The sequence below is a fragment of the Chitinophaga rupis genome (genome assembly GCF_900109685.1).
Lineage (GTDB): Bacteria > Bacteroidota > Bacteroidia > Chitinophagales > Chitinophagaceae > Chitinophaga > Chitinophaga rupis.
This window is the reverse complement of record NZ_FOBB01000003.1, coordinates 406,642-419,716: the sequence shown is the minus strand read 5'-3', so window position 1 is coordinate 419,716 and position 13,075 is coordinate 406,642. Positions and strand designations below refer to the sequence as shown.

Sequence of the window (13,075 nt, the reverse complement as noted above, 5' to 3'; positions counted from 1 at the left end):
TTACACATTAAACTAATTGGCTTACATTTGTTGCCAGCTAAACACTAAAATACATCTTATGGCCATTGTAGAACTGGTAATGCCTAAAATGGGGGAAAGCATCATGGAAGCCACCATATTACGCTGGCATAAAAAGCCCGGAGATCAGGTAAAAGCTGATGAAACCGTGCTGGAAATTGCCACGGATAAGGTGGATAGTGAAGTGCCCTCCATTGCCGACGGGGAGATTACTGAATTACTGTTTGCAGAGAATGAGGTAGTACCGGTAGGCGCCGTAATTGCCCGTATCAATACAACCGGTAACGCCGAAATACCTGTTGCCCCCACCACGTTTGAAGAAATTAAGCCTGCAGCGCAGCAACACCACCACGAAATTATTACCAATAACGAGGCGCACCACCACCATACGGCGCCTGAGCCGGTGGCGGCCCAGCATGCGGAGCCCAAATTCAGTACCAGCGGTCCCCGTTTTTACTCACCCCTGGTATTAACCATTGCCCAGCAGGAAGGCGTAAGCTTTGCCGAGCTGGAAAATATACCGGGCAGCGGCAGTGAAGGCCGTGTTACCAAAAAAGATATACTGGAATATGTAGCTGCCCGCCAGCAGGGCCACCAGCCTGCTGCAAGGCCAGCGGCTACCACAGCGGTGCCTGAAAGCAGGCCGGCGCCTGTGGAAGCATCCAAAGCCGTGGCTGCGCCGGTACCCACTTACAATGGCAGCAGCAGCGGTGGTAATGTGGAGATCATTGAAATGGACCGTATGCGCAAGCTGATAGCAGAGCATATGGTACGCAGCAAACAAACCAGCCCGCATGTAACCAGCTTTGCAGAAGCAGATGTAACGCACATGGTAAAGTGGCGCGATAAAGTGAAAAAGGATTTTGAACAAAGGGAAGGGGAGAAGCTCACCTTTACCCCGCTGTTCATAGAAGCGCTGGTGAAATGTATTAAACGTTTCCCACTGGTGAACTGCTCCCTGGAAGGTGATAAGATATTGTTGAAGAAAGATATTAATATAGGTATGGCCACGGCCCTGCCCAGCGGTAACCTCATTGTTCCGGTGATCCGCAATGCCGACATGCTAAACCTGGTAGGACTTACCCGGCAGGTGAACCAGCTGGCCAATGCCGCCCGCACCAACCGCCTGAAACCGGAAGATACCCAGAACGGCACCTTTACGCTTACCAACGTAGGTACCTTTGGCAGCCTGGCAGGTACGCCCATTATTAACCAGCCGCAGGTAGCCATACTGGCTGTAGGTGCAATTAAAAAGCGCCCGGTGGTGATTGAATCCCCGGAAGGCGATTCCATTGCTATCCGCCATATGATGTACCTGTCGCTCTCATACGACCACCGCATTGTTGACGGTGCATTGGGTTCTACTTTCCTGAGCGCAGTAGCGCAGGAGCTGGAGCACTTTGATCCGGAAAAAGTATATTAATCAGATCCATCCCTGCAGGCGTAAAGTGTGCAGGTATCTTTTGCGCAGGGCAACCTTGAAAGAAAGTAAAAAGTAAAAAAGTAAAAATTAAAAAGTAAATACAGTAGTACGCTGCATTCCTTTTTACTTTTTAACTTTTGCTTTTTTACTTTTCCTCAAGGTTGCCCTGCCTTTTTATTGGTACTCATATACACTTTCTAACACGAACGTTATCAGCCTGTTAACATCTGGTTAACCATCAATTGCTTAAATGGACCGTAATTTACGCAGCACAAAGTACATGAATCACGGGGCTGTAAATGACCCCAGTGTATAAGGAAGAGAATGGCCTATGAAGTAATCCCTGATGTTTGGTTAGCTAAATGACAATACACCCTACATATCCTTTTTCCCATGATCAATATTGGTATCATTGAAGACAACTATTTTCAGCTGAACAGCTATAAGGAATTTTTAGAAGATTTCCAGGATTGCAGGGTAGTGTTTACGTGCAGATCCATGGAGGAATTCAGGGCCCTGCCTTCTTATGATATGAATGTTGCGGTGATCCTGCTGGATGTAATGTTGCCCGGGGAATCCGGCATACAGGGCATTTACCCATTACGCTGTCTTTTCCCGGAAGCTAAGATCATTATGTTATCTGCCCACGATCAAAAGGAGCATATTGTATCCTCTATTAAAGAAGGGGCGCATGGTTACCTGCTGAAAACCGGCCGCCTGGCGGATATTTATCAGGGCATGATGGATGCGCTTAATTACGGCAGCACCCTCTCTCCCAGGGTTGCCTATCAGCTGATCAGCCATATGAATGAAGATCCGTTGCAGCAGCTGCGGAATAAGCTAACAGAAAGGGAATATGAGGTGCTGCATTTATTAAAGCAGGGGCATTCCTATAAAACCATGGCGGACCGTTTGCATTTGTCTGTGTTCACCATCAATCATCACCTGAAGAAGATCTACCAGAAACTAAATGTTTCATCGAAATCAGAGCTGGTATCCAGGATCTGTTTGAACAATTTACAGGTGCCACTATAATAAGTAGGGAGCTAAGCAGTACTGTTAACAACTACCACTATAATAAGTGGCACACAAAAAAGGTACTTGCTGTAATATTGTAGCGTTGCTTTATTACTTCGTGTTCCATATCCTCTGAACAATACAGTGTGCTTCCATCAGGTATCCCCCATGGATGATACACACAGTAGCACAATATAACCAGTTGGCTGCTGTTAACACCATCGCAAAGTAAAAGATATATGGCGCTGTACACCACCGGCGCCATTTTCTTTTTATACCGGGTTAATGAAAGGCTGTTGAAAGGGCTAAAACAAAAGAGCCCTCCTGTAGAACAGGACGGCTCTTTCAAATTTCATTTGGCCTTGAAAACCTGGCGCAATAGAATAAATAACTAAATTAATAGCGACGATCGCGGCCACCGCCACCATATCCACCGCCACCACGGTTTCCTCCACCACCACCACTCCTGAAGTTATTATTCGGCTGTTTAGGTCTTGCTTCGTTTACCATTAATTGTTTGCCTTCTATCTCAGTGCCATTCAAACTATTCATAGCCTTGGATCCCTCTTCCTGGTTAGGCATTTCCACAAATCCAAAACCGCGTGAACGGCCGGTTTCGTGGTCCTTAATGATTTTCGCGGAGGTTACTTCCCCAAATTCGCTAAATATCTGGTGAAGGTCCTCATCGTTCAACCTATAGTGCAGGTTGGCTACGTAAATGTTCATGACTAAAAGATTAAAAAAATGAAAAATAATACTGAAGATAAAGAAATTAAATTGATAAAATATCCTACCCTGGCAACATTTTCTAAAAAGAGGGCCTGTGGGTAGTAACGGTATACCCCAAACGTGGTACAGTCAAGGTTTTACGGGGTTTTTTAAATATTCATTAAAATGAAATCAAATGCATTATCGCGCTATTTTAATGCACTTTTTTTTGTAAATTTAGTATATAATCCATTAAATTTTATTGTTATGGGTGTATTAAGTGAAACCTGGTTTGCAGATGGTTATATAGACTTTGAGCAGAAAAAATATACCTTACTGGCTTACCTGCAGGAGATCAACCATTACTTCAACGAGAACAAGCTTTACCCGCAGCTGGCGGATGTTATTTTCCACTTCAACAACTTAGTGGCTTTCCGGGACAACAAACAATTCATTCAGCAGCAATTCCCTAAAAGACTCACCTCCCTGAACATGGAGAAGCTGCAGATCCTGTATGAGCAGATGATTGCCGACGATGAGCTGATGCAGGAGCTGGAAAGCATTATCCACTATGCCATGAACCGGATGAACCTGACCATTAAAGACGGAACGGAGATCTATGAAATGGTGGAAGAAAGCATGAACATAGCGCCGGTAGGCCTGATACCCCTGGATACGCAGGAGGGGTACCTGTTCCTCTCTGATGGGCGGCACCAGGATACGCTGGTGTATGAATACCGCCTCACCATTTTTGAGCGGCATGATGAAAAGTACCGGGGCATTCACACACAGCTGATAGAGACTTACCGGAAAGACCTGGTGCATTCCTGCGAGCATATTAAAACCATCCTGATACGGCAGCGTAAAAAGCTACCTAACCCGGCAGTATACCGGGTAGATACGCAGCTGGTGTTTCCGCTGAATGAAACCCTGCTGCCTATTGCCAAGAGATGTTTGGTGAAGTATATAACAAAGAATGCTGCTTAATGTGCTGATATGCCAATATGCTAGTGTGCCGGGATATGCTGATTGCGCATCATTTTAGCGGCGATACGCTTCCTTCCCCATCAAATACCACCTCCAGCTCATGGTCCTGTAAAAAGGGCTGATAATACTGTGTAATGATCTTTTTGATCTTGTCTTTGGATTGCTGCAGGTAAATGGTATTACCGGCCAGCTGCGCGCGGGAGGTCTCGTACAGTTTTTTCTGTACGTCGGTATAGGTTTCATCATCCTGGAAAAGCAGCCAGCCTTTGCGGTTGGCAGTTTCCATTTTATCCAGTCTCAGCTCATAGCTAAGCAGGTGGGGTGCCGGTAGCTGTACGGTGATCTTTTTATCGGTAACGGACACACGGAAATTCTTTTCATTCACATCTACCCCGTATTTGGCCTGGTAGGGGATGGATACCCAGATGGTATTTTCCAGGAACATCTTTTTAAAGTTGTCGGCCCAGCCGCCATCATTCTCCAGGTTACTGCGCTTATGGCTGGCTACGCCCTGTACTTCCAGGCTGGCCAGCTCGGCTATTTCCCTTACAATCATACTGTTGCTAAGGATCTGCTGACTTACGGACCGGCTGCCGAATTGCTTACCCAGCCAGAATATCAGCAGGACAAGGAGTGCAAAGCCGACTAAATAGAGGAATCGTTTCATAGTTGAGGCAAGCTAGAAATAAATTACGAATTACGAATTACGAATTACGAATTACGAATTACGAATTTTCTTTATTACAGACAATATCACAAATAGGTATAGATGCACTTAACATGTTTTGCATATTATATAGGGCAATTTTATAAACGTTTGCAGCCGGCATTTGGTATTTGGCAGATTACTTTCCCGCGCAAAATGGCGCTGCGCTCTACTTAATTATTCATTATCATAATTATTTTCAATGGCATTCCCCGCTGGGCGGGGCAGGCTATGCACTGCTTTGGGCGCGACGTAATTGACCATTCGTAATTAATCTTCGCGTGTAAGCGAAAAGATCAGCTCCTTATGTTGCGGGTATAGCGCCTGTAGCTTTTTGCGCTGTGCCAGCTCAAAATCTTCAAAATCAAAACCCGGAGCTACGCTGCAGCCTACCAGGGCAAAACCGGCATCTGTGTCCAGGCGGGAGGCAAACCAGTTGCCGGCCGTTACTACTACCTGCAGCTGCTCGCCCAGGTGCAGGTTACGTCCCAGCTTATGGACCGTTAACCGGCCGTCTGAATCAATTTCGTATATGCTTAAAGGTTCTCCATCATAAAAATGCCAGATCTCATCGGCCATAATGCGGTGAAAGGCGGAGAACTGGCCAGCTTCCAGTAAAAAGTAGATACAGGTAGCGGCATTGCGGTTACCCTTCATGCCCGGCGGCAGGGTGGATTTGTGTAATACCCAGGAGGAGCGGTAGGTCTCCCGGAAGGCGCCACCTTCCACATGCGGCTGTAATTGCAGTTGTTCGCGCCAGTACTCAGCTGTTTTAAGGGTTGTGATCATTGGGTGGTTTTTTAGTCCATGGTCCATAGTCGATGGTCCGTGGCGTACATCATATGGTTATATTTCGTAACAAGGTAGCTGCTCTGTTGGCTATACTACTATGTAAGAACTTCCTTGCGTTATATTCCATGGACCATCGACTATGGACCATGGACTTTTAAATATATGGGTTATGGATCTGCATAAATCTTTCCGGCTGCGGCAGCGGTGTAAAGCCATACTGCGCATACAGCTGGTGAGCATCGGCAGTGGCCAGCAGCCACCTTCTTAAGCCCTGCAGGTCAGGATGGGCCAGGATGGTTTGCACCAGCCATTTGGATAAGCCCTGTTTGCGGTGAGCCGGCACAATAAACACATCGCCTATCCAGGCAAAGGTGGTATAGTCGGTGGTGACCCGTGCAAAGCCTACCTGCTGCTGGTGGTGATAAACGCCGAAGCAAAGGGAATGTTGTACCGAGCGCTGCACCTTTTGCAGCGGAATACCTTTAGCCCAGTACGAATCATTACTCAGGAAATCATAGATCAGATCTATATCCAGTTTTTCACGGTCTGTGCTAATGGTGTAGGCGCCTTGCTGTACCTGTATGACCTCCATTATCAAGTATTTAGGAACAAAATAAGTAAAAAAGCAAAAAGCTTAAAGCGGAAAGCATAAAGGATAAAGCGGAAAAGTGCAGCGGCAGGAGTGGAAAGGAATTTAATAAGCAGGCTGAAAAGAAAAATGGAAGGTGAATTGCTTCAGCTTCCATTTTTAAACCTTTCACTTTAATATGTTTTTATGCCACGGCAACGCCTGTAGCGGGTACCGGCATTTGCGCCACTGCGGCAGTATTGTTATTGTTATTAAAAGTATTGAAGAAAGAAGGTGCTTGCCCGTTAAAATAAATGTAATCCTGGCGGAACACTGCTTCGTTATAATACTGGCTGTTATTAGCGGTCATGGGCTGCCATTGCGGAACGCTGGTTTGCTGTAACAGCTGCATGGCCTTTTTAAAGCGCAGCATGCGGGCATACAGCTTGGGCGGTAAGCCTACTACTTCCATAAACAATCTTTCCAGGGTGGGCCTTGACAGGCGGAAACGGGCCACCAGTTCAGCGATGTTCACATGCCCATCTTTCTCCTGCAGGAAGTTAGCTACTTCTTCTACTTCCTGTTTGTTGTAAGCCTGCTGCTGCATAGCACCTTCCAGGGCAGCATCCAGCAGGGCCGGTATGCCCGTGGCATCCGCAGCTGCCAGCTGTGTAGCCAGCGCATTCCAGTTTTGGCCGGGCAGCTTGCCCAGATCACGGTAGTAGTTGCTGATGGCGTGCATGTTAATGCCCAGCATGCGATAGCTGCCGTAAGCATTCAGGTGCACGATCACTACTTTTACCGGACCTTTTACCTTTAACTGGCTGGAACAGGTGAAATGCCCTACCACTGCAGTTTGCGGTAAGGTAAAGGTGGTATGCTGGCAAGGCTGACAGCTTACTTCGCCTTGTTGCAGGAATACCATATACTGATCACCTAATGATAACAGGTTCTGCGGCAAATTAATTACCCCTGAAGTATCATCGTACCAGTAGTAGTAATGCTTTACATAAGGATGTAAGTTGGCTGCAGGACGATAGATATGGAAATTCATAGGAAAAAAATTTCAAAGATTATAGGAACATCTATCTAATCACTCCCCGAAAACTCTAACAGATTCTCTTGTTATGTAAATATAGGTAAAATATATTATATAGTGATAATAAATAGTATGATACTTTTTTTACATTCAACATCAGGGATTTAGACAGGTGTTCTATGGTTAGTGGCCGTTTGGCAATAGGTTTTTCAGGTTTTTCAAGGCAAAAACAGGCCACTAACCATTAGAACGATCACTTATGGATTATTATTGTTGACTTCCCAGCCCCAGTTCACCCCTTTTTCTGTGGCCGGTACCCCGTATAACAGCCACTGTGGCGCCGGAGCGCCTTTCAGGAAGTGATCAAAGAATTGTTGCTCCCGGCGCTGAATATCCTTACGGTTTTGGCGTAGCACCAGGTTATGGGCCTCATTATTATAGTTTAACAACCAAACGGGTTTGCCCAGGCGGCGAAGGCCGGTGAACAGCTCAATACCCTGGTACCAGGGTACGGCGCCATCTGCATCATTACTCATAATAGCCAGGGGCGTGGTTACGTTAGGCAAATGGAACAGGGGCGAGTTTTCCAGGTACAGCTCCGGCTTTTCCCATAAGGTAGCGCCAATGCGGCTCTGCGTATGCTCATACTGGAACTGCCTGTTCATACCGCTTTCCCAGCGTATGCCGCCATAAGCGCTGGTCATATTGGCTACCGGCGCACCAGCCCAGGCAGCCTTGAATAAATGCGTTTGTGTAACCAGGTAAGCCACCTGGTATCCGCCCCAGCTTTGTCCCTGTATGCCCATGTTGGTACTGTCTACCCAACTATGCTGCGCCAGCGCGCGGGCTCCGCTTACAATATAATTATAGGCGCTTTTGCCGGGGTACCCGTTCTCATAGGTAATATCCGGTGCAAACACCAGGTAACCCCGGCTTACAAAGAACGGGATGTTGAGGCGGGAGGGGGTAGGTGCGGGCGGCGAATAATTGTACAACCCATCCGACAGCTTTTCATAAAAGTAAATAAGCACCGGGTAGTGTTTGGTGCTGTCAAAATCTTCCGGCTTGTACAGGATGCCTTCTGCAGGCTGCCCGTTGTAGGCTGTCCATTTAAACAGGGAAGCGGTACCCCAGTTATATTGTTGCTGCTGTGGGTTTATATGGCTTAGCTGTACGGCTTTGTTAAAGGACGGCGCTTTGCCGGAAAGGGTGGCGGCATATACATCCGGCGAAAGCTCATAGCTGCTTTTGGTGAAAATGTAACTGTCTGCATTTTTAGCTTTGCCTGGTTGCTGGTAAGCATAAGGTCCCATGGCCAAAGACTGCAGGGTACCGGTTTTCAGCCTTAACAGGGAAAAGCCGTTGTACTTGGTAGTTTCGTTAAATGTGCTGAGCAGCAGGTCCTGGTCTTTTTTGAAAAAGCGTTCTTCCTCATCCAGCTTCTCATAGCGGAAGCGGGTTTTATCTTTACGCCCTGTGCCAAGGGTTACATTCACCGGCGCCTGCTGCCCGCTTGGATCCACCTGCCACACATCATAACGGTCATAGATATACGCGTATTTATCACCTTCCAGCCAGCCGGCTACGCCATAGGTATCCGGTTCATCGGGATGGTCATCTACCTCATCATACATCTTGGTGGGTATACTGGCCGTAATGTTGCGGATGGCGCCACTGCTTACCTGGTAGCTGAACCAGTGCCTGGCTACCCGATCATACCAATACAGGTACTGGCCTTTGGGGGAGATGTAAAAATCGCCATCCAGCTTTTCTTTTACCATACGGCGGGTACCATCGCCAACATTCAGCAGCCACGCGGTTTTCAGCGTACGGCCGGTCCACTGCATGGCAATGCGTTCGCCCTTATCCGTATAGCCAAGGGCGTAAGCGCTGTTACCTTCATCGGTTGTTACCACGGTTTCCAGGTCTTTATTACCCAGCTGTAACACTTTTTGTGTGGCGGGATCATATACTGCGGTGTAGCTTCTTTTCAGTTCCCGGTTCAGGTTTTTGAGCTGCATGGGTTGCAGAAAATCATCCTGGTAGTTCCAGATGTCTACTTTGGCTACTTCAAAATCTACCAGGGTAGTGTCTTTAGGCGGTCGTATGGGAGCGGTGCCAAAGAACAGGCGTTGCCCGTTCTCACTGAATTCGATGTTACTACTGTCAGCCACGCCCCAGTTATTGGGTAAGCCCGGTGTTTGACGGCCGGCGGCAATAATGCCGGTATCCTGCCCGGGTTTGTAGTAGTAGAGCTGGAAAATGCGCTGCGGCGCTTTGGCGGTGTCGCGGGTGCTTACCCAGGCGGCCTGCAGTCCTTTATCATCAAAGGTTAGCAGCTTACGCTCGCCGCTGCCACGGCTCAGGGTATCCAGCTTACGGCTGGCTATATCCCATAACAGCACGCCTGCTTTGGAGAGGGGATCTTTTTTAGCGGTGGTGATCTCTGCCAGCAGCTTGTTACCTGGTTTGCTGAAAGTGTATTCCAGCACATGCGGCAGGGTATCTTCCTTATTATCTTTTAAGTTACGGATAATGAGCGGGGTGCCGCTGGTGCTGTCTTTATCCCATTCCGGTCTTTCCTGCAGGTAGGCCACCCAGCCGCTGCCTTTGGCCGGTGTTTTAAAAGACTTTACCATAGGGGCTTTCCACAGCTGCCATTGTTCCAGGGTTACAATGCCCAGGGAATCTTTAGGCATTTCAGCAGGCTTTTTCTTTTTGATCTTAGCCTGCCTGGTGTCTTTGAAATACGGATCAATGGCAAATATCACGTACCTGGAATCTTCCGTGATCACGGGTTTGCTGCCGCGCGGCACTTCCATGCTGCGGCGGGTTTTGTTGTCGTAGATCACTAAGCGGGCATCGCCTTCCTGCGGGGTAATGGTATAAACGATCCATTGGCCATTATTGCTGATGGCCTTTTTGCCAATACTTTCCCAGCTGTCGTACACACTGTGATCCAGTGGCGGTTTAGATGTGGTTTGCTGTGCATAGGTAACCAGCGATAGGCCGGTAAGGGCTGCACATATGAGGGTGCTTTTCATGTTGGCTAAATTAATAAAAGTCCATGGTCCATAGTCCATGGTCCATTGCATAGTGCGTGAACGGCAGACAACGACCACTGCCGGTGAATTGGAGGGATTAACGCGTAAAACTTATTTTGGGAATTAAGCCATGGACTGTGGGCTGTGGTCCGTGGACCGGCGCGCCTGCTGCGCTACCCGCCACATTTGCAGGGCTACAGACAGCATAATGCAAAACAGGCCAACGTAAAAAGTCCAGCCCAGGTATTTATTTTCCTGGAACAGCAAAAAGGCCAGCAGGATGCTGTACACCGGTTCCAGGTTAAAACAGAGGTTTACAGTAAAGGCAGAGATCTTTTTTAAAGAAGTAAGAGTAAGCGCATACAGCCAGAGGGTACAGGCCCAGGAAAGCACTATTAAATACAACGCATCCTGCCAGGAGGGAAGGAAGGCGGAAAGCGGCGTATGGGTGTTGTATAAATAGAATGGCAGCAGCAGCGTAATGCACAGCGTACCTATCATCAGCTCATAAAAGCCCAGCGTATAGGTATCAAAACGTTTAATGAGCCGTTTGTTAAACACCGTGAACAGTGCGGCAAACATGGAGGAGATAATGCCCAGTATAATGCCGGTGCGGTATTCCGTATTAAAATGGAATATAAGCAGGATGCCCAGCAGGGTAAGCAGGCTTAATAACAGCTCAGACACCTCGAACCTGCGCCGGTTAATAAGGGGATCAAATATAGCGGTGAACAGGCTGGTAAGTGAATAGCACACTACGCCTATGGATATGTTTGCATATTTAATGCTGCCGTAAAAAAATACCCAGTGCAGGCCTATGATGGCGCCATTGCTGCCAATGATCATTACATCCCTGAAAGGAATTTTCTTTAACAGGCCACGCCACAAAAAAATAAGGTAAAGTGTAACAGCGGAGATGAGTAAACGGTACCAGGTAAGCAATCCTTCATTCAGCGTGATCAGCTTTCCCAGGATGCCGGTAAAGCCGGCCAGGAAAACGGAAAAATGTAGTTGTAGAAATGCTTTTTTCATGCGTTAGCAGTTTGCAGCTTTTGCAGCTATAACCGGCAACTGCCAACTAATGACTGCCAACTGATCAGCGGGTAGTATGCCGGCGTTCATAGCGCCGGAAAAGGCTTTGTGTTTGTATTTTCAGTACGCCCAGGATCCCTTCTTTCACAATGCCTTTGCTCATTTTAGAATAACCTTCCCTCCGGTCGCGGAAAGTGATGGGCACTTCCTTCAGCTTAAAGCCCAGCTTCCAGGCGGTGAATTTCATTTCTATCTGGAACGCATATCCCACAAACTGTATGGCATCCAGGTTAATGGCTTCCAGCACTGCGCGGCGGTAACACACAAACCCGGCGGTGGCATCCCGTACAGGCAGCCACGTTATAATGCCTACATAAATGGAAGCGCCGTAAGAAAGTATGGCACGGTCCCAGGGCCAGTTTTCCGTACGGCCGCCCTTTACATAGCGGGAGCCTACGGCCAGATCGGCCCCTTCCTTTGCACAGGCATCATACAAACGTATCAGGTCTTTAGGATTGTGGGAGAAATCGGCATCCATTTCGAAAATATATTCGTAGCCGTTAGCCATCGCCCATTTAAAGCCATGGATGTAGGCGGTGCCCAGGCCCTGCTTGCCGCTCCTTTCTTCCAGGAACAGCGTGCCTGCATACTGCTGTTGCAGCTGCTTTACAATGTTGCCGGTGCCGTCCGGCGAACCATCATCTATGATAAGTACATGAAAATCCTGCTGCAAGGAAAATACAGCGTCAATGATCTTTCGGATATTATCCTTTTCATTGTACGTAGGTATTATGACAAGCTTTTCCAATCAGCGAACATCGTTTTTGTGGACTGCGAAAATAGTATAATCAGGCCGCAAGATAGAGCGTTCCTGAAAAATATTACATTTTTTTTAACATCATACTATGATAAATTTCTGTCAATTTCTGTTTGGTGTTTAGCGGGAAATCCGCTTTCATCATCCAGTCATAGTATTGGGGTTCTGATTTCAGCACATCCTTTACCGGACGGCCCTTGTATTTGCCAAAGTTAAATACCTCTGTACCATTCTGCATAACCATACGGCGGGCAAAGTCGATGTACTCATCTTCCTTAGTGAATTCCGCCAGCCCATCAACATCTGACTGCAGTGTTTCATACCGGTTCAGCTGGGCTTCCAGGATCTCAAAAGTGGCTAATGCATCGGCTTCCGCGCTATGGGCATTTTCCAGGTTCTTATCGCAATAGAACTTATAAGCGGCGCTCAGGGTACGTTTTTCCATGAGGTGAAAGATCTTCTGCACATCCACAAACTTGCGGCCGGATACCTCAAATTCAAGCCCGGAACGTAAAAACTCTTCTACCAGCATGGGAATATCAAAGCGGTTAGAGTTATAACCGGCTATGTCACAATTTTCCAGGAACTGGCGCAGCTCATTGGCCATTTGCTTAAAGGTCTGGCAGTCCTTCACATGATCATCCGTAATACCATGAATAGCGGTAGTGGAAGCGGGTATGGGGCATTCCGGGTTCACACGTTTTACTTTGGATTGCGTGCTTTTATCCGGGAATACTTTAACAATGGCAATTTCAATAATACGATCGGTGGCTACATTGGTGCCGGTAGTTTCCAGGTCAATAACCGCCAGGGGCCTTTTAAGTTGTAAAGTGGGCATTGTTGAAAAATGATGATTTGATATTTGGATGTAAGAAGTAAGATACATGCATTTTCCATATCTTATTGCTTACTGCTTGTTTCCTG

General features: G+C 47.4%; 12 protein-coding genes. 3 read left to right on the top strand and 9 right to left on the bottom strand.

Annotation, left to right across the window (positions count from 1 at the left end; translation table 11 throughout):
- Positions 1-58: 58 nt before the first annotated feature.
- Positions 59-1,441, top strand: coding sequence for a dihydrolipoamide acetyltransferase family protein (locus BMZ54_RS14855; RefSeq protein WP_089912954.1), 1,383 nt, complete (start codon positions 59-61; stop codon positions 1,439-1,441).
- A 393-nt stretch (positions 1,442-1,834) separates the two neighbouring features.
- Positions 1,835-2,476, top strand: coding sequence for a response regulator (locus BMZ54_RS14850; RefSeq protein WP_089912951.1), 642 nt, complete (start codon positions 1,835-1,837; stop codon positions 2,474-2,476).
- 378 nt (positions 2,477-2,854) lie between these two features.
- Here BMZ54_RS14850 and BMZ54_RS14845 read toward each other — a convergent pair whose 3' ends face one another.
- Positions 2,855-3,184 carry an RNA recognition motif domain-containing protein gene (locus BMZ54_RS14845; protein ID WP_089912948.1) on the bottom strand — a complete coding sequence of 110 codons (330 nt, stop codon included), beginning with the start codon at positions 3,182-3,184 and terminating at the stop codon, positions 2,855-2,857.
- A gap of 249 nt (positions 3,185-3,433) precedes the next feature.
- On the opposite strand from BMZ54_RS14845, the gene BMZ54_RS14840 reads away from it, so the two are divergent.
- Positions 3,434-4,153, top strand: coding sequence for a hypothetical protein (locus BMZ54_RS14840; protein WP_089914185.1), 720 nt, complete (start codon positions 3,434-3,436; stop codon positions 4,151-4,153).
- Positions 4,154-4,202: 49 nt separating this feature from the next.
- On the opposite strand, the gene BMZ54_RS14835 is transcribed toward BMZ54_RS14840, so the two are convergent.
- From BMZ54_RS14835 to BMZ54_RS14800, 8 genes are all read right to left on the bottom strand, one after another.
- A complete protein-coding gene (locus BMZ54_RS14835) occupies positions 4,203-4,820 on the bottom strand; it encodes a DUF4230 domain-containing protein (protein WP_089912946.1) in 618 nt (205 codons plus the stop codon).
- A gap of 309 nt (positions 4,821-5,129) precedes the next feature.
- Positions 5,130-5,648, bottom strand: coding sequence for a cupin domain-containing protein (locus BMZ54_RS14830; RefSeq protein ID WP_238386586.1), 519 nt, complete (start codon positions 5,646-5,648; stop codon positions 5,130-5,132).
- A 157-nt stretch (positions 5,649-5,805) separates the two neighbouring features.
- Positions 5,806-6,243, bottom strand: coding sequence for a GNAT family N-acetyltransferase (locus BMZ54_RS14825; protein ID WP_089912941.1), 438 nt, complete (start codon positions 6,241-6,243; stop codon positions 5,806-5,808).
- A gap of 181 nt (positions 6,244-6,424) precedes the next feature.
- On the bottom strand, positions 6,425-7,273 hold the full coding sequence (locus tag BMZ54_RS14820; protein ID WP_089912938.1) for a helix-turn-helix domain-containing protein: 849 nt from the start codon (positions 7,271-7,273) through the stop codon (positions 6,425-6,427).
- Positions 7,274-7,515: 242 nt separating this feature from the next.
- Complete coding sequence (locus tag BMZ54_RS14815) at positions 7,516-10,302, bottom strand: alpha/beta hydrolase family protein (RefSeq protein ID WP_089912935.1); 2,787 nt, start codon at positions 10,300-10,302, stop codon at positions 7,516-7,518.
- Between the two features lie 123 nt (positions 10,303-10,425).
- Positions 10,426-11,334 (bottom strand): DMT family transporter, encoded by a 909-nt coding sequence (locus tag BMZ54_RS14810; protein WP_089912932.1) that lies wholly within the window; start codon positions 11,332-11,334, stop codon positions 10,426-10,428.
- 64 nt (positions 11,335-11,398) lie between these two features.
- Positions 11,399-12,142 (bottom strand): polyprenol monophosphomannose synthase, encoded by a 744-nt coding sequence (locus BMZ54_RS14805; RefSeq protein WP_089912929.1) that lies wholly within the window; start codon positions 12,140-12,142, stop codon positions 11,399-11,401.
- Positions 12,143-12,215: 73 nt separating this feature from the next.
- The gene (locus tag BMZ54_RS14800; protein WP_089912926.1) at positions 12,216-12,989 is read right to left on the bottom strand and encodes a 3'-5' exonuclease; all 774 of its coding nucleotides are present in this window, start codon (positions 12,987-12,989) and stop codon (positions 12,216-12,218) included.
- Between the last annotated feature and the right edge of the window lie 86 nt (positions 12,990-13,075).

Bases quoted from the DNA above. Each gene is read 5' to 3' on its own strand.
- BMZ54_RS14855 (WP_089912954.1), top strand. From the start codon at position 59: ATGGCCATTGTAGAACTGGTAATGCCTAAAATGGGGGAAAGCATCATG.
- BMZ54_RS14850 (WP_089912951.1), top strand. From the start codon at position 1,835: ATGATCAATATTGGTATCATTGAAGACAACTATTTTCAGCTGAACAGC.
- BMZ54_RS14845 (WP_089912948.1), bottom strand. From the start codon at position 3,184: ATGAACATTTACGTAGCCAACCTGCACTATAGGTTGAACGATGAGGAC.
- BMZ54_RS14840 (WP_089914185.1), top strand. From the start codon at position 3,434: ATGGGTGTATTAAGTGAAACCTGGTTTGCAGATGGTTATATAGACTTT.
- BMZ54_RS14835 (WP_089912946.1), bottom strand. From the start codon at position 4,820: ATGAAACGATTCCTCTATTTAGTCGGCTTTGCACTCCTTGTCCTGCTG.
- BMZ54_RS14830 (WP_238386586.1), bottom strand. From the start codon at position 5,648: ATGATCACAACCCTTAAAACAGCTGAGTACTGGCGCGAACAACTGCAA.
- BMZ54_RS14825 (WP_089912941.1), bottom strand. From the start codon at position 6,243: ATGGAGGTCATACAGGTACAGCAAGGCGCCTACACCATTAGCACAGAC.
- BMZ54_RS14820 (WP_089912938.1), bottom strand. From the start codon at position 7,273: ATGAATTTCCATATCTATCGTCCTGCAGCCAACTTACATCCTTATGTA.
- BMZ54_RS14815 (WP_089912935.1), bottom strand. From the start codon at position 10,302: ATGAAAAGCACCCTCATATGTGCAGCCCTTACCGGCCTATCGCTGGTT.
- BMZ54_RS14810 (WP_089912932.1), bottom strand. From the start codon at position 11,334: ATGAAAAAAGCATTTCTACAACTACATTTTTCCGTTTTCCTGGCCGGC.
- BMZ54_RS14800 (WP_089912926.1), bottom strand. From the start codon at position 12,989: ATGCCCACTTTACAACTTAAAAGGCCCCTGGCGGTTATTGACCTGGAA.